This is a genomic window from Leucobacter japonicus (assembly GCF_001273855.1).
GTDB lineage: Bacteria > Actinomycetota > Actinomycetes > Actinomycetales > Microbacteriaceae > Leucobacter > Leucobacter japonicus.
Map to the genome: position 1 here is coordinate 174,135 of NZ_JHBX01000141.1, position 26,998 is coordinate 201,132.

Genomic DNA, 26,998 nt, shown 5'->3' on the forward strand with positions numbered 1-26,998 from the left:
GGTAGCGTAACGGTCATGGAGCTGATGCGCACACGCAACCTGCTGCCGGAAGTGATCTGGCGCGACACCTCGCCGTCGACGAACGCCGAGTTGCGCGATCTCGTCGGCGAATCTCCCGGGCTGCCCCACGGCACGCTGCTGGTCACCAGCGATCAGACTGCGGGTCGCGGGCGTCTTGATCGCGGCTGGGTGACCCCGCCTGACACCTCGCTGGCGGCATCGCTGCTGGTGCGCGGGTTCGCGGCTGAGGGCCTCGAGCCGAGCTGGCTGCCGTTGCTCGTGGGGTCGGCGTTCGTGACGGCCCTGCAGCCCCACTTCACCGCGGCTGCCGCCCGCGACGGCGGCGAGGCGAAGCGGGTGGGCGTGAAATGGCCGAACGATGTGCACGTGCGCGACGAGGAAGACGCGATCGCGGGCCGGCCCGGGAAAAAGCTGTGCGGCATTCTGTGCGAGCTGCTGCCCGGAGTGCCGGGTGAGCGCGGGCACACCGTGATCGTCGGCACCGGCATCAACCTGCTCATCGAGGAGTGGGATCTACCGACCGAACGAGCCGGGTCGCTCTTGGCGTGCGGTGCCGACGTGGGCGGTGCGGAGAGTCTCGCCGATGCGGCGGGGCAGGATCTGGCCGACCGAGTCCTCGCCGACTACACCGCCGAGCTCCTCCGCCTCGTGGACCTCGCCGCGACCGACCCCGGTGCGGCCCGGGCACGCGTCGATCGGCACTCCCTGACGCTCGGCACCGAGGTGCGGGTGCACCTGCCGGGCGGGCAGATCGTCGACGGCCGCGCTCGCCGCCTCGCCGACGACGGTTCGCTCGTCGTCGATCTGCCGACCGGTGGCGAGCTCACGGTGTCGGCCGGCGACGTCGAGCACCTGCGCTAGGCGCGCCCGAGCTGGGCGCACCTAACGCAGCGATCGGCTACGCCGCGCGGAAGCGCTCCTCGCCGCGCACGTATGTGCGCTGCACGCGCGAGTCGAGCAGCGCGGTCGGCTCCGCCTCGAGCGGATTCACTCCGAGCACCATGAAGTCGGCGCTCAGACCCGGGCGGATGCGACCGGTCGTGCCGTCCATCTCGCCCGCGAAGGCGCCGCCGGCGGTGAGCGCGGTCAGCGCCTCGGCCGGGGTGAACGCACGCTCGGGGTGGTACGGATCACGCTCGGGAGCGAGCACCGACGCCCCGGTGAGCGCGATGTAGAGGTTCGGCAGCGCCTCGTGCGGCGCGGTCGGCGCGTCGGTACCGAGCGTCATGGCGACGCCCGCGGCGCGGAACTTCTGCCAGGGGAAGCCGAGCTCCTGACGCTCGTCGCCGAGCTGCGCCTTCCAGTTGTCGAGCACGGCCGGGTCGCAGTGCACCGGCTGCATCGACGCGACGACGCCGAGCTCGCCCATGCGCACGATCGTGTCGTCGGCGACGCTCTCCAAGTGTTCGATGCGGTGGCGGCGCGGGCGGGGGCCGTTCGCACGCACGCAGTGCTCCACGACGTCGAGCGCGATCTGGCTCGTGCGATCCCCGATCGCGTGCATCGCGATCTGCAGCCCGTCGCGGTCGGCGGCTTCGGCCACCGGCATGATGCGATCCGCGGTCCAAATCGGCTCGGCATTCGACCCGTCGGCGTAGGGCGAGATCATCGTGGCGGTGCAGGCGTCGATGACGCCGTCCATGATGAACTTCACCCCGGCGATGCGCAGCCACTCGGACTCGGGGCCCGCGGCGATCTCGTCGCGGAGCGCCGTGATGGCCGCCGCGCCCGCGACATCCTGCGCCGTATCGCCGGTGGGCTCGAGGATCCAGTGCGCGGTGATCGGGAACGGCAGGCGACCATCGCGCGCGATGATCGTGCGCAGCGCGGCGACCTCGGACGCGTTCAGCGACATCTCGGTGGCGCCGGTCACACCGGTCTCCAGGTAGGTCGCGAACGCCCGATCGAGCGCGGCAACAACATCTTCCGGCGTCGACTGCGCGCCCAGGAACGCCCACGCGTACTGCGTTCCTGCGGTCTCGAGCAGCAGGCCCGTGGCCTGCCCGGTAGCGTCGCGCACGACCTCGCCGCCGACCGGGTTCGGGGTCGACGCGTCGATGCCGAGCTCGGCGAGCGCGGCCGAGTTGACCCACACCGAGTGGAAGTCGTTGGCATCGAGGTACACGGGCACGTCGGGCAGCACCGCGTCGAGCATCGCCGCGGTGGGGCGGCCCTCGGCGATCGCGTCGAAGAGCCAGCCGCTGCCGAGCACGCGGGGTGCATCCGGTGCGGCCGCACGCGCGGCGACCAGGCGCTCCTGCATCTCGGCGAGCGAGGCGCAGTCGCGCAGCTGCACGCGGGCCAGCGAATCGCCGAAGCCGACGAGATGAGTGTGCGAGTCGATGACGCCGGGAGCGACGAACGCACCCGCGAGGTCGACTTCGGTGACGCTGGGTGATCCGGCACCGTCTGCGACCGCGCCGATGACCGTGCGCACGTCATCGAGCGACCCGACGGCGACGAAGCGGCCGTCTGTGACGGCGAACGCCTCGGCGACGGGCTCGGGCTGTTCGGGCGTGGGGTCGGCCGTGAAGACGACGGCGTTCGTGAAAAGCGTCGTGGTCATCGCTGCGAACCCTGCTCAGGGGCTGCCGCCTGGTCGAGCGGGAACTCGGCCGAGAGGGCGTCGATCGCCTCGGTCGACGGCACCTCTTCGGAGAAGTTCAGCTTCGGCACCGGCTTGCGGAAGAAGCCGGTCTTGAGCGCGAGGATGATGACGCCGAGAGCGAGCCAGATGCCGCCGACGATCCAGGTGAGGCCCTCGAGCGAGGTCCACAGCCAGATGGTGAGGCCGAAGCCGATGAGAGGGAGCACGCCGTAGCGAATCCAGCCCCACGCGCTGACGGGCTCGGTGCGGCCACCCTTCGGGAAGAGGTACGTACGGATCACAGAGAGGTTCACCATCGCGAACGCCGCGAGTGCGCCGAAGCTGATCATGAAGGCGGCCTGGTCGAGGCTGACGAAGAGGCTCGCGAGGGCGACGACCGACACCGTGGTCGCAGCGACGATCGGGGTGCCGAAGCGCTTCGAGAGAATGCCCAGGGGCTTCGGCAGGATGCCGTCGCGGCCCATCGAGTAGAGGATGCGCGACACGGCGACCTGGCCGGCCAGGCCCGAACCGAAGCAGCCGGCGACCGTGATGATCACGAAGATCGCGGCCAGCACGTCGCCGCCGACGTGGCCGAAGAGTACGGCGCCCGCGGCGTTCAGCAGGTCGTCAGACGCGGTGCTCCAGTCGGAGAGGTAGTAGGCGCGGGCGCCGACGTACGAGATGACGATGAAGATCAGGCCGCCGATGATGGTGGTCAGCATGATGGCGCGGGGGATGTCGCGGCGCGGGTTCTTGGCCTCTTCAGAGAGCGTGGAGACCGCGTCGAAGCCGAGGAACGACAGCGCGAGTACTGCGGCACCCGTGAAGATCGGGCTGTAGCCGACGGCGCCCGGGATGAACGGTTCGAGCAGTGAGGGGGCGTTCGGGTCGTTGATGGCGGCCTTGATGGCGAGGATCGCGAAGACGAACACGGCCGCAACCGAGACGACGACGATGACCGTGTTGATCTTGCCGACGAGCGAGATGCCGAGCACGTTGAAGACGAAGACGCCGATGAGTGCGGCAAGCGTGAAGATCCAGCTCGGCACGCTCGGGAACTGCGTGCCCACGTACAGGCCGAGGATCAGGAAGTTGATCATCGGGATGAACAGGTAGTCGAGCATGAGCACCCAGCCGGTGAGGAACCCGGTGGCGCCGCCGAAGGCCTGCTGCGAATAGGTGTAGGCGGATCCGGCAACCGGGTACCGCCGCACCATCGCGGCGTAGCTGCCCGCCGTGAACAGCATCACGACGAGCGCGACGATGTAGGAATCGACGAGGTGGCCCTCGGTGAGCTGGTTGACGATGCCGTACGTGGTGAAGACGGTGCCCACCGCCATGTACGACAACCCGAAAAGGGTGAGTGTGACGACGCCGAGGGTGCGCTTGAGGTGCGCGCCGGTTGCTTGGCTCACTGGTGCTCCTGAAATACAGCGGCGGATGCCGGGAGTGGTGCGCGCGTTCCATCTTCGGGACGCGCGTCCAAAATGAACAATGTTCTTTTTGACGTGATTAGGATAAGCGGAGAATGTTTCGAGCGCGAGTCGAAATCTGAGAATGGCCGCGCTCGCTACCAACGGAGGGAGCGCGAGCGTGAGCGAAACACCGCGCAGGCGGGTCGGTCGGCCGAGCGAACAGGTGCTCTCGAGGCGCAGGATCGTCTCCACCGCGCTCGAACTGCTCGACGCGCACGGTTCCGACGGTTTCGGCATGCGCGACATCGCCCGCGAACTCGGGGTGCGGCCGTCGGCGCTCTACAACCACGTCGCCAACAAGGAAGACGTGTTCCGCGGCATTCGCGAGGATGTGGCGAGCCGCATCTCGACCGCCGCGCTCGAAACCGAGGTGTGGGATGTCGCGCTTGCGCACTGGGCGCGCTCCTATCGCGACGCCTTCGCCGCGCACCCGCCGTCGATCGCGCTGCTCGCCGTGATGCCCTACGACCCGGCCTCCGATGCCTTCCCGTCGTACGAGCGCGTCATCGCGCTGCTCACGGAGGCGGGCTGGAATCGAGTCGATGCGCTCAACCGGCTCGTCGCGCTCGAATCGTTCATTCTGGGGTCTGCGCTCGACGCCGCGGCCGCCCCAGACATGCTCAGCCCAGGCGACCGTACGGACGTGCCCGGGTTCACCGCCGCCTATCGGGAACGCGATGTGCGCGCCGCCGCGACCGGCGACGGCCCGGCCGATCAGGCGTTCGACGCGGGTCTGCGGGTGATGCTCGCGGGCCTCCGTGCCGAGCAGCGCGAGCTGGCGGCACGCTAGCGGCGCGCTTGCTGTCGGCTCGCGCCCGTGCCCTGCCCGCGCCGCGGAAATCGCCGAGCCCCTCCGATCTTGCCGAGCCCCTGCGTTCTGCGTGCGCAGTTCGAAGGGGATCGGCGAGAAAGGAGGGGCTCGGCGGAGATGCAGAAGCGGCCGGCGCGGGCGGCGCCGATGGGATGCCGGGCCGGACGCGCTACGCGCGCGGCTCCAGGGGGTAGTCCTCGGCCAGCTGATCGATCTGCTGGGTGCTGGGGTCGCTCTCCGAGAAGTCCATCATCGGCACCGCGCGACGGAACCCGCCGGTGACGATCGCGATGATGACCACGCCGACGGCCAGCCAGATCGCGCCGACCAGCCAGGTGAGCGGCTGCAGCGAAGTCCACAGCCAGATTGTCAGCGCGAAGCCGATGAGCGGGAAGAGGCCGTAGCGAATCCAGGCCCACGCGCCCTGCGGCCGCTCGCCGTTCTTCGGGAACAGGTAGGTGCGGATCACCGACAGGTTGACCATGGCGAACGCGGCGAGCGCGCCGAAGCTGATCATGAAGGCGACGGTGTCGAGCGACAGGAAGAGCGCCGACAGGGCGAAGATCGACACGATGCAGGCGGCGACCACGGGGGTACCGAAGCGCTGGTGCAGGCGTGAGAGCGGCTTCGGCAGCATGCCGTCGCGGCCCATCGCGTAGAGGATGCGCGACACCGAGACCTGGCCGGTCATGCCCGAGCCGAACGCGCCGACCACGTAGATCGCGACGAAGAACGAGGTGAACCAGCTGACGCCGAAGCTGTCCATGACGGTGGTGCCGGCCGCGTCGATCTGCGCATCGCTGAGCGTCGCCCAGTCGGGTGCGAACGCGAGGGCGCCGGCCCACGAGACGAGGATGAAGAAGAAGCCGCCGAGCAGCGTCGACAGCACGATCGCGCGGGGAATGTCGCGGCGAGGCTGCTTCGCTTCTTCGGAGAGCGTCGACACTGCGTCGAACCCGAGGAACGAGAGGGCGAGGATCGCCGCACCCGAGGCGACGGCGCCGATGCCGCCCTCGCCGAAGGTGAACGGGTCGATCAGGCCGACCGACTGGTCGCCGCCGAAGTACTGCTTGAACGCGAGCGCGACGAAGACGACGACGAGCACGACCGACAGCGCGATGATCGCGAAGTTGATCTTGTTCACGAGCGTGATGCCGAGGATGTTGAACACCAGTACGAGCAGCAGCGCGACGAGCGTGAATACCCAGATCGGCACCGCGGGGAACTGGGTGTTCAGGTAGATGCCGATGAGCATGAAGTTGATCATCGGGATGAACAGATAGTCGAGCAGCATGACCCAGCCGGTCAAGAAGCCGGCTGCGCCGCCGAACGACTGCTGCGAGTAGGTGTAGGCGGATCCGGCAACCGGGTACCGCTTCACCATCGCGCCGTAGCTCGCCGCCGTGAACAGCATCGTGACAACCGCCACGATGTAGGCCGAGGGGAGGTGGCCGTCGGTGACCTGGTTCACGATGCCGTACGTCGTGAACACGGTGATGACGGTCATGTAGGTGACCCCGAACAGGGTCAGGCCGGTGAGGCCGAGTGCCCGCTTGAGATGCGGTTGGGTGGTGTCGCTCACGATGTCTCCTTTGATTCGTGCGATGACGGAACTGCAGTCGGGGTGGGTCAGGGGTGCGTGGGGCTTCGGAACGTCGCCTCGCCGGCCAGCCAGGTGCCGTGGACCGCGAGATCGGCGATCGCCTCGGGGGCGAGCGAGAGCGGGTTCGCCGACAGCCACGCGGCGTCGGCGACGCGGCCGACTTCGAGGGTGCCGCGCTGCGGGGCGAGCGCCTGTCGCGCGATGCCCGAGGTGTAGGCGGCGAGCGCATCGCCCGGGGTGAGGCGTTCTTTGGGCAACCACGCCTCGGCGCCGGGCTCGAGGTGGCTGTGTCGGGTGATCGCGGTCGAGAGCGCTGGGCGCCAGTCGCGCGTCGTCACGGGCCAATCACTGCCGAAGCTGATGGTCGCGCCGCTGCGGTGCACCGAACCGATGAGGTACTGCCAGTCCTCGCGCGGGTGGCCGAGGTGCGGAATCGTGAGGTCGCGCATGACCGCGTCGCACTGCGCCCAGTAGGGCTCGAAGTTCGCGATGACGCCGAGCTCGGCGAAGCGTGCCACGTCGGCCGGATCGAGCAGTGCCACGTGCGCGATGACGTCGTGCCGTTCGCGCGGCGGGTTCGCGTCGCGGGCCGCTGCGAGCGCGTCGAGGGCGCTGCGGTTCGCCGCGTCGCCGATGGCGTGCAGGTGCAGCTGGAACCCGGCGGCGTCGAAGGCGACGACGGCCTCGTTCAGCTCGGCGTCGGTCCAGTTCGGCAGGCCGCGCTCGTCGGGGCGGTCGGCGTACGGGTCGATCAACGCGGCCGTGTGGCTCTCGATCACGCCGTCGACGAAGAACTTGACCGTCTCGCCGCTCAGTCGCGGGTGCTCGAGCGCGCGCACTCGGGTGCGGCCCGCGACGAACTCGGCGACCTGATCGCGCCAGCGCGCCGGGTCAGCTCGGAACGCCAGGTTGACGCGGGTGTGCAGGCGCTGCTGCGCGGCTGCGACGAGGTAGAGCTCGAGGTCGGCGGGCTCCACCCAGGCATCCTGGATCCATGTGGTGCCCTGCTCCGCATAACCGCGGGTGGCGCGCTCGATCGCGTCGAGCCGCTGCGCCTCTGCGAACGCCGGCACGACCTCGGCGAGAAAATCGTTCGCGGCGGCCTCCTGCAGGGTGCCGAGGGGGCTGCCATCGGCGCGGCGCACGATGCGTCCGAGCGCGGGATCCGGAGTGTCTGCCGTGATGCCGCCTGCGGCGAGCGCGGCGCTGTTGACCCAGGCCGTGTGGTAATCCCACGCGCGCAGAATGGTGGGCGTATCGCCGGTCACTTCGTCGAGCCAGCGCGCATCGAAGAGCCCGCCATCGGCGAAGGTGGCGTCGTAGCTCGCTCCGATGATCCATTCGGCGTCGGGGTTCGCGGCCTTCCACTCGGCGACTGCGGCGAGGATGCCGGCGAGATCCCCGGCATCGCGCACCTGCGGCCCCAGCGCCTCGACTCCGCCGAGCAGCGGGTGCGCATGACCGTCGCCGATGCCCGGGGCGAGCGTGCCGCCCGCGAGATCGATGACGCTCGTGTCGGGCTGATCCGCCAGGCGCTCCGCGTCGGCGCCGAGCGCAGCGACGCGGCCCGATGAAAACGCGACGGCGTGGCTCGTCACGGCTCGCGCCGCGTCGACGATCACGGTGCCGTTCACGAATACGGTGGTCTCGCTCATGCTGCGTCCTTGCTGCTGGGGGTGCGGCGCTCGGCAACCGATGCGGTTGCGCGTGCGGTGGGTCTACAGTGTAAACGAACGGGGTTCGTTTACCGGCGGGTCGAGAATAGTACGGATGTGCGGATCACGCCAGAGCGACGTACACGAGGGAGTGACTATGCCGACGGAAACGAGCGAACGCGGTGCTCGGCGCGCCGGGCGCCCGAAGCAGCGCGTGCTTTCACGGCGGCTGATTCTCGAAACCGGGCTCGCGCTCATCGATGCCCACGGTGTGGACGGCGCAGGCATGCGCGCGATCGCCAAAGAGCTCGGCGTGCGCCCGTCGTCGCTGTACAACCATGTCGCCGGCCAGAACGAACTCATTGCCGGGGTGCGAGATCTCGTCAGCGAACGCATCCCCACCGAGCCGTTCGCAGTGATGCCCTGGGACCAAGCGCTCGAGGCCTGGGCGCTCGGCTACCGCCTCGCGTTCGCCTCGCACCCGCCGACGATCGCGCTCCTCGCGACCCAGACGCTCGCGCCCGACTCAGCGACCGCGCACATGTACGACACCGTCATCCACGCGCTCGTCGCCGCAGGGTGGCCGGAAGCCCGCGTGCTCTCCGTGATCGTGGCGTTCGAATGCTTCATTCTCGGCGCCGCCCTCGATCTCGCGGCAGACGACGACATGCTCGACCCGGGTGCGCGCAGCGACGTACCCCACTTCTCCGGTGCCTTTCGTGCCCGGCGCGGTGCGCTCGCCGCAGAGGGGATCAGCAACGCCGACGACGCCTTCGACATCGGGCTCCGGGCCATGCTCGCAGGGCTCCGCGCCGAGTACGCGGCGCTGCCCACCGCACTGCTCGCCCCGCACATCGACGGGGCGCACACCGGCGCCGAACGTGCTGACGGCGAGCGACCGGACGATGACGTTTAGAAGATGATGGTGCGGTCGCCGTCGACCAGCACGCGGTTCTCCGTGAACGATCGCACCGCGTGGCGCAGCACGCGCGCCTCGACGTCTTGCCCGAGCTGGGTGAGCGAGCGCACGGTGTACCCGTGGTCGACGCGAATCGTGTCTTGCTCGATGATCGGGCCCTCGTCGAGGTCGGTCGTGACGAAGTGCGCTGTCGCGCCGATGAGCTTCACGCCGCGCTGGTGCGCCTGCTTGTAGGGGTTGGCGCCCTTGAACCCGGGCAGGAATGAGTGGTGGATGTTGATGGCGCGGCCCGCGAGGGCGGCGCAGAGCTCGGGCGAAAGAATCTGCATGTAGCGCGCGAGCACGACGAGTTCGATGTCGAGCTCTTCGACCGCTTCGAGCACCCGAGCCTCGAACGCCGCTTTGTCTTCGGCTCCGGCGATGGCGCGGTGCTCGAAGGGTACGTCGTAGAACTCGGCAATGTCGCGCACCGTGTCGTGGTTCGACAGCACGAGCGGAACATCGATGGCGAGCTGCCCTGCGCGGCGGCGGTAGAGCAGATCATTAATGCAGTGCGTTGCGGTCGACGCGAGGATCAACGTGCGCACCGGGCGATCCGCCCGCTCGAGTCGCCACGACATGTTGTACCGCGACGTCACCGGAGCGAGCGCGTCGGCAAACCGGGCATCGAAGGTTTCGGGCTGGGCGACGGCTTCGACCTGCAGGCGCATGAAGAATCGACTGGTGTCGGCCGACGCGAACTGCTGACTCTCCGCGATGTTGCCGCCGGCCGCGACGATCGCGCCGCTGATGGCGTGCACGATGCCCGGGCCGTCGATGCAGGAGAGGGTCAGCACCCACTGGGTGTCAGAGGTCGCGGGGGAATCGGCAAGCGCAGTCACGACTGTCAGAGTACTGGATCGCCGTGTCGCCCGATGCGCCCCTCGCGTTGTGGCGCGGCGGCGCGTTGCCCCGGATCAGACAGGGTGCTGTCGCCGCGTCTCGGTTGCTAAGCTGATGCCGTCGTGACTGGCGTACAGATGGTCACCATCGGGAAACGACACATTGCTTGCAAGGGACGGCCGCTCGCCTGGGTCGTATCCGGAAAACGATGGCGCGCCCGCGCGCCGATGACACCGAGGAGCCTGCATGTCCCCCCAGTCCGCTTTCTTCAACGAGCCGCTCGAGGTCGTCGACCCCGAGATCGCCGAAGTTCTCAAGAATGAGCTCGGCCGCCAGCGCTCGACGCTCGAGATGATCGCCAGCGAGAACTTCGTGCCCCGCGCCGTGCTCGAGTCCCAGGGCTCAGTGCTCACGAACAAGTACGCCGAGGGCTACCCCGGCCGCCGCTACTACGGCGGATGCGAGTTCGTCGACGTCGCCGAAGAGCTCGCCCGTGAGCGCGCCAAGTCGCTCTTCGGTGCGGCATACGCGAACGTGCAGCCGCACTCCGGCGCGTCGGCGAACGCTGCCGTGCTCTCGGCCATCGCCGAGCCCGGCGACACCATTCTCGGCCTCGAGCTCGCGCACGGTGGTCATCTCACCCACGGCATGAAGCTCAACTTCTCGGGCAAGCTGTACAACGTCGTGTCGTACGGCGTCGACCCCGAGACGTTCCTCGTCGACATGGACGTGGTGCGCGAGAAGGCCCGCGAGCACCGCCCCAAGGTGATCATCGCCGGCTGGTCGGCCTACCCCCGCACGCTCGATTTCGCCGCGTTCCGCGAGATCGCCGACGAGGTCGGGGCGACGCTCTGGGTCGATATGGCGCACTTCGCCGGCCTCGTCGCAGCGGGCCTCCACCCGAACCCGGTGCCGCACGCGCACGTCGTCTCGTCGACCGTGCACAAGACGATCGGTGGCCCGCGCTCCGGGTTCATCCTCACCAATGAGCTCGACCTCTACAAGAAGCTCAACTCCAACGTGTTCCCGGGGCAGCAGGGCGGGCCGCTCATGCACGTGATCGCCGCGAAGGCGACCGCGTTCAAGCTCGCGGCATCCGAAGAGTTCGCCGAGCGTCAGGTGCGCACCCTCTCGGGCGCGAAGCTGCTCGCCGAGGCGCTCACGACCGAGGCGTCGAAGGCCGCGGGTGTCGACGTGCTGACCGGCGGCACCGACGTGCACCTCGTGCTCGCCGACCTGCGCAACTCGGCGCTCGACGGCCAGCAGGCTGAAGACGCCCTGCACGCCGTGGGCATCACCGTGAACCGCAACTCGGTGCCGTTCGACCCGCGCCCGCCGATGGTCACATCGGGGCTGCGCATCGGCACGCCTGCGCTCGCGACCCGCGGGTTCGGCGACGCCGAGTTCGCACAGGTGGCCGACATCATCGCGCAGACGCTGCAGCAGTCGGGCGACGTCGCCGAGCTTTCCGCGCGCGTGAAGTCGCTCGCCGACGCGTTCCCGCTGTACCCCGGCCTCGAGGAGTGGTAAACCGTGGCAGCTGAACTTCTCGACGGGAAGGCGGCGGCCGCAGCGATCAAGTCCGAACTCACGGAGCGCGTCAGCGCGCTGCGCGAGCGCGGCATCGTGCCCGGTCTCGCGACTGTGCTCGTCGGAGCAGATCCGGGATCGCAGTGGTATGTCGCCGGAAAGCACCGCGACTGCGCCGAGGTCGGCATCGCGTCGATCAAGCGAGAGCTCCCCGACTCGGTGACGCAGGAGGAACTCGAGGCGGTGCTCGATGAGCTGAACGCCAACCCCGAGTGCACCGGCTACATCGTGCAGCTTCCCCTGCCGAAGCACATCGACACCGATCGCATTCTCGAGCGCATCGATCCTGAGAAGGACGCCGATGGTCTGCACCCGACGAACCTCGGGCGACTCGTGCTCAACGCGAACGGTCCGATCGACTCCCCGCTGCCCTGCACGCCTCGGGGCGTCATCGAGCTCGTCGAGCGCAATGGCATCTCGTGGGCAGGCAAGCACGTCGTCGTCGTCGGGCGCGGGGTGACGGTCGGTCGGCCGATCGGCCCGCTGCTCACCCGGCGTGCGGTGAATGCGACGGTGACGCTGACGCACACGGGTACGCGTGATCTCGGGGCACTGCTGCGGCAGGCCGACGTCATCGTTGCGGCCGCGGGTGTCGAGGGCATCGTGCAAGCGGCCGATGTGCAGCCTGGCGCAATCGTGCTCGATGTCGGTGTCTCGCGCAAGGTCGACCCCGAGACCGGCAAGAGCCGCGTGGTCGGCGATGTCGATCCCGCCGTCGCCGAGGTTGCCGGGTGGGTGTCGCCGAACCCGGGCGGGGTCGGGCCGATGACCCGCGCACTCCTGCTGCAAAACGTTGTGGAAATGGCGGAGCGTGCCTGACGCCCTGCCCGCACTCCCGCTGCCCCCGGCTCGCTCAGCGAACGGGGGCAGCGGTGCATCACCGCCGTGGTCCCGTCGTCCATTCAGGCAGGCGAGGCATACTAGAGGCGTCGTGCCCGCGTTCCATTCCACGAAAGCCGAGCCTCACCAGTGACCTTGACGACCACCGCCCTCACCTCGATCGCGACCGTCCCCGCACTCTTCGGCATCGACTGGCTCGACCCCGAGACCCTGCTGAGCGCCGGTGGGTGGATCGCCCTCGTGCTCGCCTGCCTCTTCGTGTTTCTCGAAACCGGAGTGCTCGTGCTCGGGTTTCTGCCTGGTGATTCGCTGCTCTTCACCGTCGGTCTCTTCAGCGCCACGGGCATCATCGACGTGCCGATCTGGATCACCTGTTTCGTGCTCTTCCTGTGTGCGTTCGCGGGCGATCAGATGGGGTTCATGATCGGGCGCAAACTCGGCCCGGCGATCTTCAAGCGCGAGAAGAGTCGACTCTTCAACCCCGAGAACGTGCAGCGCACGCACGCGTTCTTCGAGAAGCACGGTCCGAAGGCGGTCATCATCGCTCGCTTCCTGCCGATCTTCCGTGCGTTCGTGCCGGCAGCCGCGGGTGTGGGCAACATGCGCTACCGCCAGTTCGTGGCCTACAACGCAATCGGGGCACTCCTGTGGGGTGTCGGCGTGACGCTGATCGGGTACTTCCTCGGCCGCATTCCGTTCGTGCAGCAGTACAGCGAAATCTTCATCATCGTGCTCGTGCTCATCCCGGGCATTCCGATTCTGATCGAAGCGATCCGCGCGTTCTCGCACTGGCGCGCCAAGCGCCGGGTGTCTGCGGCGAATGGCGATCCGGCACCGACCGCACCCGTCGAGTAGTCGACCCGGCGTTTATCGCGATCGTTGCTTGACGTAGGAGTTCGCGTGGATTAACGTACAACCAAATGGTTGCACAATTCTCACCCCAGACATCGCTCGACCCCGCGCCCGACACGGCGGGGCACAGCGAGCTCACTGATGAGCAGGTGAACCGCATCTTCCGGGCCCTGGCAGACGCGACGCGACGCGACATCGTGCGTCGCACGCTCACGGCAGAAGCGTCCATCTCAGATCTTGCCGCCGACTACGACATGTCGTTCGCTGCGGTGCAAAAGCATGTCGCGGTACTCGAAGCGGCCGACCTGGTCGCCCGCACCCCCAAAGGACGGGAGCGCATCATCAGAGGCAACCCAGAAACCATCCGACGGGCGCAAGAGCTCCTCGGCCACTTCGAGCAGATTTGGCGCGCACGCATCGACCGCCTCGATGCTTTTCTCGCCGAACATCCCTGACCCCACGCAGAAAGGCGCATCATGCCCATCACCTCCGTCACCACCGACCCTGAGGCGTTCACGCTGTCGGTGGTCGCCGATTTCACCGTCCCCGTGCGTCGACTCTGGGACGCATACACCGACCCCCGCCAGATCGAACGCTTCTGGGGTCCGCCGCAGTACCCGTCGACGTTCCTGCGCCACGATGCGGCGCCGGGTGGCGTGAGCAACTACGTGATGACCGGCCCCGAGGGCGAGCGCAGCGCAGGGTACTGGCACTGGGTCGCCGTCGATGCGCCGCACTCCTTCGAGGTGCGCGACGGCTTCGCGCACGATGACGGCACGCCGAACACGGAACTGCCGAGCATGCGCATGGTCTTCGGGTTCACCGAGACCGCGCTGGGTTCGCGTCTCACCACGACCACGTACTTCGGCTCGCTCGAAGAGCTCGAGCAGCTCAAAGCCATGGGCATGGAAGAGGGCATGCGAGCCGCGATGGGGCAAATCGACGAGGTTGTGGAGGATCTCCAGTCGTTCGCCGCCGGGCGCGCGACCGAGGTGCAACTGCTGGGAGATGCGCAGGCTCGTGTGTCGCGCATCATCCGCGGCACTGTCGAGCAGGTCTGGCAGGCGCACACTGACCCGTCGCTGCTGCAGCGCTGGCAGCTCGGGCCCGACGGCTGGAGCATGCCGGTATGCGAATTCGGTGCCGAGGTCGGTGCGCAGTTGCGCACGGAGTGGCAGAACGACGACAGCGGCGAGCGTTTCGGGTTCGCGGGGGTCGTCGTCGAGTCGGCGGCTCCGCATCGTCTCGTGACTACGGAGCGCATGATCTCGCCGGCCGACCCTGACGGCACCTCGAGCGCGGAGACGCTCAACGAGATGACGCTCACCCCGGTTGACGGGGGCACGCTGCTCGCATACGTCATCACCTATCCCGATGGACAGGTGCGCGAGACGGTGCTCGCGACAGGGATGGCCGACGGCATGGAGACGGGGTACGCGCGGCTTGAACGCGAGGTGCTGGTCGACTCGTCACCCCGCTGAGCCGGTCGCTGCACCGCTGCGTCACACCACGGTGACGAAGCGGTGCAGCGCGTCGAGCAGCACATCGGCGAGACCGGTTTCCTGCTGCATTCCCGCGCGCGCATCGAGGGCGGTGTCGGGGTGGTCGGTGATGATCCCGTCCGTATCGCGGCGCAGGTGTTCGCGCATGCTCGATTCGTCGTTAATCGTCCAAGCCATGAACCCCAGCCCCGCGTTCCAAGCGGCGTCTTGCATATGCTGTGTGGCGGTCCACTCTTCGACGACGATGAAGTCGGCTGAGGTATCGGGCAGGCCGCCGCCGGCAAACGGCATGGTGTATCCGACCGTGAGATCCGGGCGCAGCGATTTGAGGCGGGTAACGCTCGCGGCATCGAGCGAGTGGTAGATGTTGCTCTGGAGTGCGTCTGCCGCTTCGAGTTCTGCGACGAGCCGGTCGACGTGATCCGGGGTGTCTGCTCCGCCCAGTTTGATTTCGATCAGCAGGGGGATCTGGAGTTCGGCGGCACGGGCGACGTAGTCGCGGAACGCGGGAATCGTATCGGTGTGGCCCTGCTGGTCGCGCACAGTGACCGTCGTGAGCTCGGCGAGCGTCAGGTCTTTCACTGCCTCCGGTCGACCAGCAAGGCGATCGAGTTTCGGATCGTGCATCGCGATGAACTCGCCGTCGCGCGTCTGCATGACGTCCATCTCGACCAGGTCGGCTCCTGCCTTCGCGGCGGCATCGAGCCCGCTCAGCGTGTTTTCGACCCCGCCGTCGCTGAACCCGCGATGCGCGAGCACCAGCGTGTCGGGATACTCGGAGAGCCGTTGCATCGTGCCGATCGCCGCGGTGCCGAACCCGAGTGCGGCAACCAGTGCGACCACCAATACAACACGTGCGGGTCGACGCGCAGACGTGCTGCGCCCGGGGGTGCCGGTCTCCGTGTGCACCGGGTCGTCGTCGATGAGGTGCACACCCGCAGGCGCTCGTGATGCGCTGCGGCGCAGACGTGCGATGAGTACCGCCGTCACGGTCGCGGTCGCGTACCCGCCGAGCACGAATCCGGCGACCTGCGCGGCACCGAGGGAGTATGCGGCGACCGCCGGCGACGCATCGGGGGCGATGGCGTCCGTGAGCATGGTGGGCAGGATCGCAATCGCTGCGAGCACGCTCGCCGCAACGGCGGCGATGACGAGCACGGCCGCGACCGATACGACGAGTGGGATCACCGCGCGCACGCCGCGGGTCACCCGCCAACTCGTGCGCGCGGCATGCCCGCCGCGCGTCAGCACGAACGCGGGAACGGTGAGGCTCAATCGCAGGTTGAGTAGCGCGAGCGCAAGCAGCACGACACTGAGTCCGATGCTCGTCGCCGGGCTCTTCGCGAGTTCGCCCGAGATGAACGGCGGAATGGCGATGCCCCGCGTCAGGGTCGACACGAAGCCGAAACCGCTGAGCGGCAGGAGAAGAAAGAGGTAGAGCACGAGGGAGAAGGACCGCGGGTGCCCGAGCTTGCGCGCAATGCGGCCGAGGCGACGAATCGACATGCCGAGTGACTCTCCGGGCCATCGCAGCACCACCACGATTGCGATGAACTGCAGCGACAGCAGCCAGAACGCCAGTACGGAAATCACGACGATCAGCGCGATCGTCAGCGGAAACCCGCTGTTCCACGCGATGGCGCCCGTATCGAGACCATGCATGCCACTCGCCCGCAACGCCTCTCGGAACAGCCAGGCGATCACCGGAAGGGCGACGAGCGTGATCACGAGTTGCGTGGCGAGCACGAGGCCGACGAGCCGGGCTCCGGCTCTGCGCACCGAGCGAACCGCCTCAGCGATCAGCGACCGTGTCTCGGCCCAGATGCCGGGTGTCTCCGTGGACATAGTCCACAGTGTACGGAAGCGCGACGGCCGAGTGCAGATTTCCCAGCATCATCGGCTACCCTGAGGGACTGTGCTGACCCCCGAGCTGGAACACTATTCGACGATCGCCCTGTACTCGGCGATGATCGTCTACGCCATCGCCTTCGTGTTCTACGCGGTCGATCTTGCGAACCGAAGCGGCGATGCCGCGCTTGCGGAGCGCACCTCTGCGCGCGCTGCGGCTTCGGGCGATCTCACGATTCCCGCGGCTGCCGCGGCGAGCAGCGCTGGTGCGCAGTCGTCGGGCGGGGTCGCGACCCTCACCCGCACCGCGCGCGCGGCGTCGGGCGGCACCGAACCGAAGGCACGGCGCTCGCGCACGTTGCGAATCGGGTTCTCGCTCACGGTGCTCGGGTTCTTGCTGCACCTCGCGGCCACCGTCATGCGCGGCATCGGCGCCGAGCGCGTGCCGTGGGCGAACATGTACGAGTTCGCGCTCACGGCGACCTGCGCCATCGTGCTCATCTTCCTGGTGACCCAGTTCTTCGTCGACCTCCGGTTCCTCGGGGCGCTCATCACCGGCATGACCATCCTCTTCCTCGGCGTCTCGAAGGTGAACTTCTACGTCGCGATCGTGCCGCTGCAGCCCGCGCTCGATTCGTACTGGCTCGTGATCCACATTCTCGTCGCCGTGCTCGCCGTCGGCTTCCTGACGCTGTCATTCGGCTTGTCGGTGCTGCAATTGCTGCAGGCGCGTCGCGAGAACCGCAACGCGATCGGGGGCGAGCCGACCATGCGCTTCCTGTCGACGTTCCCGAGCGCGGTGCGACTCGAAGATTTGGCCTACCGCCTCGCGATCATCGGGTTCGTGTTCTGGACCTTCACGCTCATCGCCGGGTCCATCTGGGCCGAAGCTGCCTGGAGCCGTTACTGGGGCTGGGACACCAAGGAGGTCTGGACCTTCGTGATCTGGGTGCTCTACGCCGGCTTCATCCACGCGCGTGCGACGCGCGGATGGCGCGGCACGCGCTCGGCTTGGCTGTCGATCATCGCCTACACGGCGGTCATCTTCAACTTCACGATCGTCAATGTCTTCTTCAAGGGCCTGCACGCCTACTCGGGTCTCTAGACCGACCCGCGCTGTCCCCGGGGCGCGCAGCAGTTACTGCAGCACCTCAATGATCTCCGCCGGATCGACGAGACGGCCGGCGAGCACACCCAACCGAGCTGAGCCGTCACCCGCATCGCGCAGGTGATTCACGATCCAGGCGAGCTCGTCGGCTTCGTGCGTCACGATCCAATCGGCATCCCCGACCCCGTGTGCTGCGGCGACCTGCACTGCGACGTCGCCGGTCACGGCGCGAACCGTGCCGGGGTGCGCAGCGGCGGTCGTGACCGAAAGCCACTGCCGGGGTGCCGTGTCGACGATCGGATCCGTCGATGCTTCGACAACGGATCCGGCATCGTCGACGACGATGCCGAGCGCGCTCCAGGTGCGAATCAGAGGAGCGAGCAGAGCCGTGCGGCGCAGCTGTCGCAGCGACCACTGCAGGTCTTCAGGGGCGATGCCCTGCAGCCAGACCAGCAGATCGGCGTCGGAGCGCACACCACTGACGTCGTACCAGCCGCGCAACACGACGCCCTCGTCGTCGAGCTCACGCGCGACGTCTTCGAGCTCGCGCACGATACCTGGCACGTCACGGCCATCAAGCACGACGGGGTGCGACGAGCTCACGCGAAATGTCGCAAAGAGGGAGAAGAGCAGCTCAGGACCATCGGGCTCGACCTGAGCCTCGGGTGCGGCGCTGACGGGTGCGAGATCGAATGCCGGATCGCTCATGCCTCAATGGTCGCCCGACGCTGCGGGCGGCGCAAGGGGCTGGCGCTCAGACTCTTCGGGTCAGCGATCGGCGGCTCAGCGACCGCCGACGACGGGGAAGGTGCCGGTCGGCGTCTCGCCCTCGTCGTACACCGTCGCGGGTGAGCCGATCAGGCGCGAGTCGGGCTTTCCGACGACCTCGAGATCTTTGTCGGGGTAGTCGAAACGCGAAAGCACCCAGCGCATGGCCTCGAGTCGAGCCCGCTTCTTGTCGTTCGATTTGACGACGGTCCACGGAGCCTGAGGCGTGTCCGTGTAGAAGAACATCGCCTCCTTCGCTTCGGTGTAATCGTTCCACTTGTCGAGGCTCGCGAGGTCGGTCGGCGAAAGCTTCCACTGCTTCACCGGATCCTCGGAGCGCGACATGAAGCGCTCGTGCTGCTCGGCCTTGCCGACCGAGAACCAGAACTTGACCAGGTGAACGCCCGAGTTCACGAGCATCTGCTCGAACTCGGGTGCCGATCGGGTGAACTCGAGGTACTGCTGTGGCGTGCAATAGCCCATGACGCGCTCGACTCCGGCACGGTTGTACCAGGAACGGTCGAACATGACGATTTCGCCTGCTGACGGAAGGTGCTGCACATAGCGCTGGAAGTACCACTGGGTGCGCTCGCGTTCGGTGGGGATCTCAAGTGCGACGACTCGAGCACCGCGCGGGTTGAGGTGCTCGGTGAAGCGCTTGATCGCGCCACCCTTGCCCGCGGCGTCACGTCCCTCGAAGAGGATGACGATCTTCTCGCCCGACTCCTTGACCCACGCCTGCAGCTTGAGCAGTTCGATCTGCAGCAGTCGCTTCTCGATCTCGTAGGCACGACGCGACAGCTTCTCCGTGTATGGGTAGCCCTGCCGCCACGCCGCCTCGAGCCCCTGCTCGCCCGTCTCGACGCCCAGCAGTTCATCGAGCTCGTCGATCTCGGGCGTCACATCGATGTCGCCGGGGCCGGCGAGTTCGAACCGCGGTTCGCGCGAGGGTGCGAGTTCTTCTGCCATGCTGACGCCTTTCGATGCTGCGGATGCTGCCGGGTACCAGTGTGCTCCGCCGCGGTGAACGCGAGGCAACACCGAGGTAGACGAGGGGTGGCGCTCAGCGCACGAGACGGGCGATGGCGGCTGACGCTTCGTGCAGCTTCTCGGCAGCGACCTCGCCGCCCTCTGCCGCGGCAGAGGCGACGCAGTGCTTGAGGTGGTCATCGAGCAGTTCAAGCGCGACCCGTTCGAGCGCCTTCGTCGCCGCCGACACCTGGGTGAGAATGTCGATGCAGTACGCGTCTTCCTGCACCATCCGCTGCACGCCGCGCACCTGACCCTCGGCTCGGCGCAGACGCTTCAGCAGTTCGTCCTTGTGCTCGATGTACCCGTGGGTGTGTTCGGCGCAGCCCGCCTCCATCACTTCGCTCATGCGAGAACTGTACCCGGCTTCAGCCGCTCGTTCGCGGTCGGCGCAGCACCCGTGCGAGACCACCGATGATCAGAACCAGCACGGCGGCCCAGATCGCGGCGTAGAGCGGAAACTCCGACGGGTCGATGCGCTCACCGTTGAGCAGCGACGAGACCACGAGCAGCGCGGGCTCGAGGTAGCTCAGCAGACCGAACATGCTGATGGTGAGCATGCGAGAGGCAGCGATGTACAGCACCACGGCGAACCCGGTTCCGATGCCGAAGAGTGGCCCGACCCAGAGCAGCGCCGGGTTCTCTGCGATTGAGTTGCCGGTCACGAGTTCGTGCAGCAGGAAGAAGAGTGCGAACGGTGCGACGGCGATGAACTCCCACAGCATGCCGCCGAGATTGGCGAACCCGAGTGAGCGACGCAAGACGAAGTAGATCGGGTACCCGATGCAGACGAGCAACGTCTCCCAGGAGACGCCGCCGACCCGCACGATCTCGAAAACCACGCCGATCGCGGCGACGCCGGCGGCGAGCCATTGCCACCACACGAGACGGTCCCGATAGATGAACTTTCCGACGAGCACCAGCACGAGCGGTAGCAAGAAGTACCCGAGTGCCACTTGCAGGCCGCGTCCGTGCAGCGGGGCCCACGTGAAGATCCACAGCTGGAGTCCGACCAAAATGCCGCAGGCCAGCACCCCGAGTGCGAGCACCGGGCGGCGTCGGATGCGCGCCCAGAGCTCAGCCGCGAGGTGCCACTGCCGCACCATGACGAGGGCGAGCACGATAATCGGGATGGTAACGAGGTTGCGCAAGCCCCAGATCGCCTCCGCAGGCGCAGGGGCGAGATAGGGCGTGACGAAGTAAATGCCGGCGAACAACACAGAAGAGGCGACCGAAACGATCGCCCCTCGTGTTTCGCGGCTCAGGGAGCCGAGCACCGCTTACAGGTCGATCGCGCCGATGACCTCGCCGTAGGGCGTTTCACCGACCGGGGCGAACCCGATATGCAAGAAGAATGCTTCCGGACCGTCTTCGCCGCGCTCCCAGAGCACCGTAAGCCGCCCGATGCCTCGTCGGCGCGCCTCTTCGATGAGCGCGTTGACCGCGAACGTGCCGACGCCGGAGCCCTGAACTTCAGCGTCGACGTTGATGCGCCAGAGAGCCGCACGGAACTCCTCTTGCGACGCATCCGGGTCGAAGTTGCCGTGAATGAAGCCCACGACGTGGTCGTCTTTGAGGACGACACGCTGCCATGAAGTGTGCGCCGGGGTCACGGCTGCGGCAGCTGCATACGAGACCGGAGTGATGAACTGCTCCTGGCCCCGCTTGAGGCCCAGCGTGTTCACCGCGACGATGGTCGCTGCGGAAAGCTCTTCGAGTCTCAGATCGCTCATGGAATAAGGCTAACGCTTCGCGGCGGTCGCGCAAGACCCGTTGGCGGGTGCTGCGGCGGCGGGCGCGGTGGGGCTGGGTGCGGTGTCGCTGGGCGCCGTGGTGCCGGGCGCGCCGATGGCTGCGAGCGCGGCGCCGACTGCGGCGGCGGGGGAGTACTCGGGCAACACGCGCACCCTCGAAGCGATCCGCAGCTCCGCGATGAACGGGCTCGATACCTCCCACTCGGTAATGGTGGACTCGACGGCATCGAAGAACCGATTCCCGAGGAGTCGCAGCCCGCCGCCGACGACGATGGTGTGCGGGTCGAGCAGCAGCACCAGCATGCGGAGTGCCGTCGCCGTACCGCGCACGAGGTGCTCGAACGCCGCCTGTGCCTCGGCGTCCCCACGATCGATCGCCGGGAGCAGGGCTCGGCCGGGGTGCTCGCCGCCGCCCGGCCAGTATGTGCGCAGTGCGGATCCGCTGGCCGCGGTTTCCAGACATCCGAATTGCCCGCACGGGCATGCGCGGCCGAGCGGATCGATCGGGAGGTGCCCGATCTCCCCCGAGATCCCGGTGGCTCCGCGCTGCAGCACGCGGTCGATGACGAGTCCGTTCGCCAGCCCGGTGCCCAGGTTCACGTAGACGACGGTGCCGTCGAGTCCCATGAGGTGCGCCGCGCCGAGCGCAGCGGCATTGACATCGTTGTCGAGCGCTACGGGCACGCCGACGCGATCGCTGAGTCGTCGCGCGAGAGCGAGGCGCTCGATGCCGAGGTTGTACGCGAGCTGTACTTCGCCGGCGTCGCGGTTGATCTGCCCGGGGATGCCGACGCCGATCGAGGCGAACTCCGATGCCGGACGGCCGACGGCAGACGCGAGATCGTCGACGGCCCGCTGCGCCGTCGCGAGTACAGCCTCTGCGCCGGGTGCGGTCGACCGTCTGACGGAGGCGACCACCCGGCCGTCGGCGTCGATCGCGACCGCCTCGGTCTTGGTGCCGCCGATATCCATGCCGACGCGGAGGGTGCTGTTCATCGCGTGCTCCCCGCCAGCAGGTGCCGCACGGCTTCGCCCACGCGGAGCGTCGAACCTGAGGTTTCGAGATCCGCGCTCGACTCGGGGTCGGGCCAGCCCATTTCGATAGTCAGTGTCGGCACGCCATCGTCGCGCAACGAAGCGATGCCGTCGCGCGAGAACTCGTGCCGGTGCAGATCGCGGCCGACGATGATGACCCCATCGGCCGGAGCGGCCCCGGGCGGCAGTGCATCGCTCCACGGCATCGGGGTCTCGGCGGTGACGATGATGTCGCCCGGAGATGCGGGTGGCCCCCACGGGGCGGCACCGACCGCTTGATTCGCGGATGATTCGACGCGCAGCACGCGAGCGCGGGGATGCGCTGCCGCCCAGTGCGCTGCCGCCTCGGTGCCGTCGAAGCTCGCGGCAATGCGCTCGAGCTCGAGGTGCGAGGCCGGCTCCGCCGCGGATGCGAGCGCTGCGTCTGCCGCGCGGCTCTCGGAGATGCCGCGAGCCGCGCGTGAGCGCAGTTCGTCGACGCGTTCCGCCGCGCGGTGCAGTCGGTCGGCTGTGAGACGCCCGTCGTTCACGGCCGCGATCACGCGCTCCTCGATCTCGGCCAGCAGCTCCGGGCTCGATCCGGTGCCGAGGCACAGCAGATCGCACCCGGCGGCGAGCGCCCGCACCGCGGCTTCGGGGATACCGATCTCCGCACTCGCACCCCGCATGTCGAGCGCGTCAGAGACGATCACTCCGGTGAAGCCGAGTTCTTCGCGCAGGATCCCCTGCAAGATGCGCGGGCTGAACGTCGCGGGGAACTCCGCGTCGACCTCGGGCAGCAATATGTGCGAGGTCATGATCGCGTCGACTCCGGCAGCGATCGCCGCCGCGAACGCGGGGAGGTCGCGCTCTGCAAGCAGCGCAGCATCGGCGTGCACGGTGGGCAGTTGCAGGTGCGAATCGAGCGCGGTCGCCCCGTGCCCTGGAAAGTGCTTCGCGCAGGCTGCTGCGCCCGTGCCGCGCAGGCCACGAATCCAGGCACTCACATGACGGGAGACGAGGTCGGCGTCTGCCCCGAAGCTGCGCGTGCCGATCACGGGGTTGCGTGGGTCGCTGTTGACATCGGCGACGGGTCCGAGCGCCAGGGCGAAGCCCGACGACAGGAGCTCGCGGCCCACCCGTGCGCCGACGCGCTCGGTGACGTCGACGTCATCGATGCGACCGAGCACGGCCGCGCCGGGGTAGGGGGACCCCTCCCGGTAGTGCAGCCGCGTGACCTCGCCGCCCTCCTCATCTATCGCGATCATCAAGTCGGAGGCGGCCGAACGGAGCGCGGCGCCGAGCGCGGCGAGTTGGGCCTGATCCTGCACATTCTCGCCGTACACGCACCAGGAATGCACACCGCCCGAGATCGCGTCGAACACCCAACGCGGAGGCTCGAGCCCGGCGAACCCCGGCATCAGCGTGGTGCGGATGGCCCGTCGCAGCTCGCTCATCCCTTGACCGCCCCGCTCACGAGGCCGCTCGTCATGCGCCCCTGCACGATGAGGAAGAAGATGATCACCGGCACCGCGACCAGCGTCGATGCCGCCATGACCTCGCCCCAATCGATCGCGCGCGAGGCCGACTGCTGAATGAATCCGCGCAGCCACAGGGGCAACGTCTGCGTGCCTGAATCTTGCAAAATCACCAGGGCGACGGTGAACTCATTCCACGCCTGCAAGAAGGCGTACACGCCGCTGGCGACCAGGCCGGGGGCGAGGAGCGGGAATGTGATGCGCAGGAACGCTTGTGTGCGGCTCAGCCCATCGACCATGGCGGCCTCTTCCAGCTCTGCAGGAATGCCCGCGACGAAGCCGCGCAGCATCCAGATCGTGAACGGGACGACCGCGGCGATGTAAATGATGCTCACCCCGACCACCGAGTTGAGCAGATTGAGTGACCCCATCAGCTTGTACTGGGCGATGAACATGCCCTCGGCGGGCAGCATCTGGATGAAGAGCACGGCGAGCACGAAGCTGCGACGACCGCGAAACCGGAACCGGCTGATGGCCAGGGCCGCGAGAAACGCGAAGATGAGGCAGCACGCGACTGCGATGCCGGCAACCGTCAGACTCACGCCCAGAGCGCGCAGAAATGAACCATCGGAGACGACCGAGAAGAAGTTGCGCAACGATCCGCCGACGGGCAGCAACCGCGGTGTCGACTGATCGAGCACGACACCGGGCAGCAGCGACGAGTTGAGCATCCAGTAGACCGGGAACACCCAAATGAGAGCGACGAGGATAGCGACGACCGTGAGCACCGTGCGCCCCGGCCGGCCGATCCGCGCACGACCGCGCTGCCGCACGACCTCGACCGGGGCCGTCATAGTGGTGGTGCGAGGTGCACTCATCGCTCCTCATCCTCCTTCAGCAGATTGCGAACGTAGGCCCAGCTCAGCGCGATGGTGAGCAGGAGTACGAAGATGGACATCGCGCTCGCCATCGCGAAATCGCTTGATCCGATGCCGATCTGATAGATGTACGTGCCGAGCACGTCGGTTTGGCTCGCGATCGAACCGCGATCTTGCAGCAGTTTGATCTGGGTGAAGACCCGCAGATCCCAAATGATCTGCAACAGCATGACGATGCCGAGCACCGGCTTCACCAGCGGCAGAATGATGAACCGGAATCGCTGCCACGGGCTTGCGCCGTCCATCTGCGCCGCCTCGAGCACCTCGCCGGGCACCTGCGTCAGCCCCGCATACATTGAGAACGCGACGAAGGGCACGCTCATCCACACCACGATGATCATGGCGACTCCGAAGAACGACAGCGGATCTTGCAGCCAGTTGTGCCCCTGCACCGGAAGCCCGATCGACCCGAGCACCCAATTCACCAACCCGCGGCGCCAATCGAAGATCCAATTCCAGATGGTCATCGCGGCGACCACCGGGGTCGCCCAGGCAAGCAGCAACGAGATCTGCAGAGTGAGGCGCGCCGCGGTCGGAACCACCTGCATCAGCAGCGCCAGTGCGGTGCCGACGACCATGGTGACCCCCGCGGTGACGAGGCAGAAGACGATCGACCGGGCGACCACGAGCCACGTCGTCGGGTTCGAGAACAACTCGACGTAATTGCCGAACCACACCCACTCGGGCGGCTGGCCGAACTGCTGCGCCAACCCGAAGTGCTGCATCGAGGTGATGACCTGCCACACGACCGGGTAGCCGAGCGCGAGCAATACGATCAGCGTCGCGGGGAGCAGCAGTGCGTAGGGCGCGATGCGGAAGCGGGGTCGGCGAGGAGCGACGGTGGAGTCTGCCATGACCGGCCTTTCGAAGCGAGAGGGGAGTTGGAACGGTCTGCGGGAGTCGGGCCCGGAATGCCGCAGCACCCGGGCCCGACGATCCTGCACTACTTCTGATTCAGCAGCGCGTCGAGCTTCGCGTTCGTATCGACCGCGAGCTGCTGCAGATCATCGGCATCGCGGATCTTCGAGAAGAACTCCTCCATGATGCTTTTCGACTCGATCGCGGCCCAGCCCGGTGCGGCGGGGGTCAGCTTCGAATTCGAGGCCGATTCGATCAGCGCCTGAGCGAACTGGTCGTCGCCGAGCGACGACGCGTACTGCTGGTTCGCGGGGCCGAGGCCGTTCTCGCCGAGCATCTTCTGGTAGTCCTCGGAGTAGACGATGCGCAGCAGCTCCTTCGCGAGCTCCGGTTCATCCGACTTCGCCGAGATACCGAGGTTCGAGCCGCCCGCGAACACCGGGGCTGGCTTGCCGTCGTTGCCGGGAAGTACGAACGTGCCGAACACGTCGTCGTTCCACTCGCGCGCCGCCTCGCCATCGTTGCCCGTGGTGAGATCGCCGATCGAGAAGTGCGCCCAGCCCGGCGCCATGATCGTCGCCGCAGAGAGCGACAGATCATCGGTCACCGCCCCCGATTCGTCTTTCACCTGATCGGAGTCGTTGAGGTACTGGTACTGGTTCGCATCCTTCGCATCGTTCGGAGCGTTCGAAGCCGTGCGGTAGATCTGCTGCAGCTGCTCCAGACCGGTGATCGCCTCGGGGGAGTCGAGCGTCGCCTTCCACGAACCGTCGCTCTGCTTCTCGGCGATGTTGCCGCCGTTCGCGAAGATCCATGAGATCCCGTCGCGCCAGTCTTGGCCGCCGAGGTAGAAGCCCGAGAACTTGTCGATGCCCTTCGGATTCTTCTCAGTGATCGAGGTGACGGCCGTATTGAACTCGTCAAGCGTCTTCGGCACCTCGACGCCTGCCGCCTGCCAGACATCCTTGCGGTAGAACATGTAGCGCGACCCGAAGTAATAGGGGAGCGTGTACTCCTTGCCGTCGACCTGGCCCACCTCGACGAACGACGGCAGCAGATCATCGCCGCCGAGCTCGTCGTACATGTCGCTGACGTCCAAGAACGCCCCCACATTGGTGAACGTCGGGGAGAGCGTGTTGCCGATCTCGGTGACGTCAGGAGTGTTGTTGGCGTCGGGGAGGGCCGTGGTCAGCTTCGTGACGATGTCGCCCCAGCCCTGCTCCTCGATCTTGAGCGTGGCACCCGTGCGATCGTGGAACTCATCGGTGAGGTAGTCGCGCAGCGTGTCAGGCGTATCGCTGCCGATGAGCCACAGAGTGATCGACTTGCCGTCGCCGTCGACGGCGCCCGAGCCGCCGGAATCGCCGGCGCCCTGACTGCAACCGGTGAACAGGAGTGCGGAAGCCACGGCCGCAGCGGTGAGGCCGGTGAGCTTTCTCTTCATGGGAGGTTCCTTCTTTCGG

25 protein-coding genes and 1 riboswitch are annotated in these 26,998 nt (G+C 67.5%); of the genes, 9 read left to right on the forward strand and 16 right to left on the reverse strand.

Features of this window, described 5'->3' with window-relative positions; translation table 11 throughout:
* The first annotated feature begins 24 nt into the window (after positions 1 to 24).
* Positions 25 to 882, forward strand: a complete 858-nt coding sequence (locus AMS67_RS13900; protein WP_241488092.1) for a biotin--[acetyl-CoA-carboxylase] ligase — start codon at positions 25 to 27, stop codon at positions 880 to 882.
* Positions 883 to 919: 37 nt separating this feature from the next.
* Here the strand turns inward: AMS67_RS13900 and AMS67_RS13905 are convergent, their stop codons facing one another.
* Entirely contained in the window at positions 920 to 2,587 is a 1,668-nt protein-coding gene (locus AMS67_RS13905) for an amidohydrolase (protein ID WP_053387903.1), read from the reverse strand.
* Positions 2,584 to 4,026, reverse strand: a complete 1,443-nt coding sequence (locus AMS67_RS13910) for an APC family permease (RefSeq protein ID WP_053387904.1) — start codon at positions 4,024 to 4,026, stop codon at positions 2,584 to 2,586. Before AMS67_RS13910 ends, AMS67_RS13905 begins: the two co-directional genes overlap by 4 nt.
* 178 nt (positions 4,027 to 4,204) lie before the next feature.
* Here AMS67_RS13910 and AMS67_RS13915 point away from each other — a divergent pair, with 178 nt between their 5' ends.
* Positions 4,205 to 4,876 (forward strand): TetR/AcrR family transcriptional regulator C-terminal domain-containing protein, encoded by a 672-nt coding sequence (locus tag AMS67_RS13915; RefSeq protein ID WP_241488093.1) that lies wholly within the window; start codon positions 4,205 to 4,207, stop codon positions 4,874 to 4,876.
* A gap of 190 nt (positions 4,877 to 5,066) precedes the next feature.
* Here AMS67_RS13915 and AMS67_RS13920 read toward each other — a convergent pair whose 3' ends face one another.
* Positions 5,067 to 6,479 (reverse strand): APC family permease, encoded by a 1,413-nt coding sequence (locus AMS67_RS13920; RefSeq protein WP_053387906.1) that lies wholly within the window; start codon positions 6,477 to 6,479, stop codon positions 5,067 to 5,069.
* Positions 6,480 to 6,526: 47 nt separating this feature from the next.
* A complete protein-coding gene (locus AMS67_RS13925) occupies positions 6,527 to 8,155 on the reverse strand; it encodes an amidohydrolase (protein WP_053387907.1) in 1,629 nt (542 codons plus the stop codon).
* Positions 8,156 to 8,312: 157 nt separating this feature from the next.
* Here AMS67_RS13925 and AMS67_RS13930 point away from each other — a divergent pair, with 157 nt between their 5' ends.
* Positions 8,313 to 9,071, forward strand: coding sequence for a TetR/AcrR family transcriptional regulator (locus AMS67_RS13930; RefSeq protein WP_075201398.1), 759 nt, complete (start codon positions 8,313 to 8,315; stop codon positions 9,069 to 9,071).
* Here AMS67_RS13930 and purU read toward each other — a convergent pair.
* Positions 9,068 to 9,955 (reverse strand): formyltetrahydrofolate deformylase, encoded by an 888-nt coding sequence (gene purU / locus AMS67_RS13935; protein ID WP_053387908.1) that lies wholly within the window; start codon positions 9,953 to 9,955, stop codon positions 9,068 to 9,070. The genes AMS67_RS13930 and purU overlap by 4 nt on opposite strands.
* 113 nt (positions 9,956 to 10,068) lie before the next feature.
* A riboswitch (ZMP/ZTP riboswitch) is annotated at positions 10,069 to 10,156 on the forward strand.
* Positions 10,157 to 10,202: 46 nt separating this feature from the next.
* Here purU and glyA point away from each other — a divergent pair.
* From glyA to AMS67_RS13960, 5 genes are all read left to right on the forward strand, one after another.
* Entirely contained in the window at positions 10,203 to 11,486 is a 1,284-nt protein-coding gene (gene glyA / locus AMS67_RS13940; RefSeq protein WP_053387909.1) for a serine hydroxymethyltransferase, read from the forward strand.
* A 3-nt stretch (positions 11,487 to 11,489) separates the two neighbouring features.
* Entirely contained in the window at positions 11,490 to 12,365 is an 876-nt protein-coding gene (locus AMS67_RS13945; protein WP_053352537.1) for a bifunctional methylenetetrahydrofolate dehydrogenase/methenyltetrahydrofolate cyclohydrolase, read from the forward strand.
* A gap of 150 nt (positions 12,366 to 12,515) precedes the next feature.
* The gene (locus tag AMS67_RS13950; protein WP_053387910.1) at positions 12,516 to 13,241 is read left to right on the forward strand and encodes a DedA family protein; all 726 of its coding nucleotides are present in this window, start codon (positions 12,516 to 12,518) and stop codon (positions 13,239 to 13,241) included.
* Between the two features lie 65 nt (positions 13,242 to 13,306).
* Entirely contained in the window at positions 13,307 to 13,693 is a 387-nt protein-coding gene (locus AMS67_RS13955; RefSeq protein WP_053387911.1) for an ArsR/SmtB family transcription factor, read from the forward strand.
* A gap of 21 nt (positions 13,694 to 13,714) precedes the next feature.
* Positions 13,715 to 14,719, forward strand: a complete 1,005-nt coding sequence (locus tag AMS67_RS13960; protein ID WP_053387912.1) for an SRPBCC family protein — start codon at positions 13,715 to 13,717, stop codon at positions 14,717 to 14,719.
* Between the two features lie 21 nt (positions 14,720 to 14,740).
* On the opposite strand, the gene AMS67_RS13965 is transcribed toward AMS67_RS13960, so the two are convergent.
* Positions 14,741 to 16,585, reverse strand: coding sequence for a glycerophosphodiester phosphodiesterase family protein (locus AMS67_RS13965; RefSeq protein ID WP_053387913.1), 1,845 nt, complete (start codon positions 16,583 to 16,585; stop codon positions 14,741 to 14,743).
* A 121-nt stretch (positions 16,586 to 16,706) separates the two neighbouring features.
* Here AMS67_RS13965 and ccsB point away from each other — a divergent pair, with 121 nt between their 5' ends.
* The gene (gene ccsB, locus AMS67_RS13970) at positions 16,707 to 17,693 is read left to right on the forward strand and encodes a c-type cytochrome biogenesis protein CcsB (RefSeq protein WP_053387966.1); all 987 of its coding nucleotides are present in this window, start codon (positions 16,707 to 16,709) and stop codon (positions 17,691 to 17,693) included.
* A 33-nt stretch (positions 17,694 to 17,726) separates the two neighbouring features.
* On the opposite strand, the gene AMS67_RS13975 is transcribed toward ccsB, so the two are convergent.
* The 10 genes from AMS67_RS13975 to AMS67_RS14020 form a co-directional block, all read right to left on the reverse strand.
* A complete protein-coding gene (locus AMS67_RS13975) occupies positions 17,727 to 18,404 on the reverse strand; it encodes a chlorite dismutase family protein (protein ID WP_053387914.1) in 678 nt (225 codons plus the stop codon).
* A gap of 75 nt (positions 18,405 to 18,479) precedes the next feature.
* Entirely contained in the window at positions 18,480 to 19,433 is a 954-nt protein-coding gene (gene ppk2, locus AMS67_RS13980) for a polyphosphate kinase 2 (RefSeq protein ID WP_053387915.1), read from the reverse strand.
* 94 nt (positions 19,434 to 19,527) lie between these two features.
* Entirely contained in the window at positions 19,528 to 19,842 is a 315-nt protein-coding gene (locus AMS67_RS13985; protein ID WP_082305527.1) for a metal-sensitive transcriptional regulator, read from the reverse strand.
* 19 nt (positions 19,843 to 19,861) lie between these two features.
* Positions 19,862 to 20,770, reverse strand: a complete 909-nt coding sequence (rarD, locus tag AMS67_RS13990) for an EamA family transporter RarD (protein ID WP_053387916.1) — start codon at positions 20,768 to 20,770, stop codon at positions 19,862 to 19,864.
* Between the two features lie 3 nt (positions 20,771 to 20,773).
* Positions 20,774 to 21,226: a GNAT family N-acetyltransferase gene (locus tag AMS67_RS13995; RefSeq protein ID WP_053387917.1), complete on the reverse strand. Its 453-nt coding sequence runs from the start codon at positions 21,224 to 21,226 to the stop codon at positions 20,774 to 20,776.
* A 9-nt stretch (positions 21,227 to 21,235) separates the two neighbouring features.
* Positions 21,236 to 22,243, reverse strand: coding sequence for an ROK family protein (locus AMS67_RS14000; RefSeq protein ID WP_075201399.1), 1,008 nt, complete (start codon positions 22,241 to 22,243; stop codon positions 21,236 to 21,238).
* Positions 22,240 to 23,718, reverse strand: coding sequence for a glycoside hydrolase family 3 protein (locus tag AMS67_RS14005; protein ID WP_053387918.1), 1,479 nt, complete (start codon positions 23,716 to 23,718; stop codon positions 22,240 to 22,242). The genes AMS67_RS14000 and AMS67_RS14005 overlap by 4 nt, the downstream gene beginning before the upstream one ends.
* The gene (locus AMS67_RS14010) at positions 23,715 to 24,617 is read right to left on the reverse strand and encodes a carbohydrate ABC transporter permease (RefSeq protein WP_053352527.1); all 903 of its coding nucleotides are present in this window, start codon (positions 24,615 to 24,617) and stop codon (positions 23,715 to 23,717) included. Before AMS67_RS14010 ends, AMS67_RS14005 begins: the two co-directional genes overlap by 4 nt.
* Positions 24,614 to 25,531, reverse strand: coding sequence for a carbohydrate ABC transporter permease (locus AMS67_RS14015; RefSeq protein WP_053387919.1), 918 nt, complete (start codon positions 25,529 to 25,531; stop codon positions 24,614 to 24,616). The genes AMS67_RS14010 and AMS67_RS14015 overlap by 4 nt, the downstream gene beginning before the upstream one ends.
* Before the next feature lie 89 nt (positions 25,532 to 25,620).
* Positions 25,621 to 26,979, reverse strand: a complete 1,359-nt coding sequence (locus AMS67_RS14020) for an extracellular solute-binding protein (RefSeq protein WP_053387920.1) — start codon at positions 26,977 to 26,979, stop codon at positions 25,621 to 25,623.
* Positions 26,980 to 26,998: the final 19 nt, after the last annotated feature.

Bases quoted from the DNA above. Each gene is read 5' to 3' on its own strand.
- AMS67_RS14010 (WP_053352527.1), bottom strand. From the start codon at position 24,617: ATGAGTGCACCTCGCACCACCACTATGACGGCCCCGGTCGAGGTCGTG.
- AMS67_RS13975 (WP_053387914.1), bottom strand. From the start codon at position 18,404: ATGAGCGATCCGGCATTCGATCTCGCACCCGTCAGCGCCGCACCCGAG.
- AMS67_RS13925 (WP_053387907.1), bottom strand. From the start codon at position 8,155: ATGAGCGAGACCACCGTATTCGTGAACGGCACCGTGATCGTCGACGCG.
- AMS67_RS14020 (WP_053387920.1), bottom strand. From the start codon at position 26,979: ATGAAGAGAAAGCTCACCGGCCTCACCGCTGCGGCCGTGGCTTCCGCA.
- AMS67_RS13905 (WP_053387903.1), bottom strand. From the start codon at position 2,587: ATGACCACGACGCTTTTCACGAACGCCGTCGTCTTCACGGCCGACCCC.
- AMS67_RS14000 (WP_075201399.1), bottom strand. From the start codon at position 22,243: ATGAACAGCACCCTCCGCGTCGGCATGGATATCGGCGGCACCAAGACC.
- AMS67_RS13965 (WP_053387913.1), bottom strand. From the start codon at position 16,585: ATGTCCACGGAGACACCCGGCATCTGGGCCGAGACACGGTCGCTGATC.
- AMS67_RS13960 (WP_053387912.1), top strand. From the start codon at position 13,715: ATGCCCATCACCTCCGTCACCACCGACCCTGAGGCGTTCACGCTGTCG.
- AMS67_RS14005 (WP_053387918.1), bottom strand. From the start codon at position 23,718: ATGAGCGAGCTGCGACGGGCCATCCGCACCACGCTGATGCCGGGGTTC.
- AMS67_RS13955 (WP_053387911.1), top strand. From the start codon at position 13,307: ATGGTTGCACAATTCTCACCCCAGACATCGCTCGACCCCGCGCCCGAC.
- AMS67_RS13995 (WP_053387917.1), bottom strand. From the start codon at position 21,226: ATGAGCGATCTGAGACTCGAAGAGCTTTCCGCAGCGACCATCGTCGCG.
- AMS67_RS13985 (WP_082305527.1), bottom strand. From the start codon at position 19,842: ATGAGCGAAGTGATGGAGGCGGGCTGCGCCGAACACACCCACGGGTAC.
- AMS67_RS14015 (WP_053387919.1), bottom strand. From the start codon at position 25,531: ATGGCAGACTCCACCGTCGCTCCTCGCCGACCCCGCTTCCGCATCGCG.
- AMS67_RS13900 (WP_241488092.1), top strand. From the start codon at position 25: ATGCGCACACGCAACCTGCTGCCGGAAGTGATCTGGCGCGACACCTCG.
- ppk2 (WP_053387915.1), bottom strand. From the start codon at position 19,433: ATGGCAGAAGAACTCGCACCCTCGCGCGAACCGCGGTTCGAACTCGCC.
- glyA (WP_053387909.1), top strand. From the start codon at position 10,203: ATGTCCCCCCAGTCCGCTTTCTTCAACGAGCCGCTCGAGGTCGTCGAC.
- ccsB (WP_053387966.1), top strand. From the start codon at position 16,707: ATGATCGTCTACGCCATCGCCTTCGTGTTCTACGCGGTCGATCTTGCG.
- AMS67_RS13930 (WP_075201398.1), top strand. From the start codon at position 8,313: ATGCCGACGGAAACGAGCGAACGCGGTGCTCGGCGCGCCGGGCGCCCG.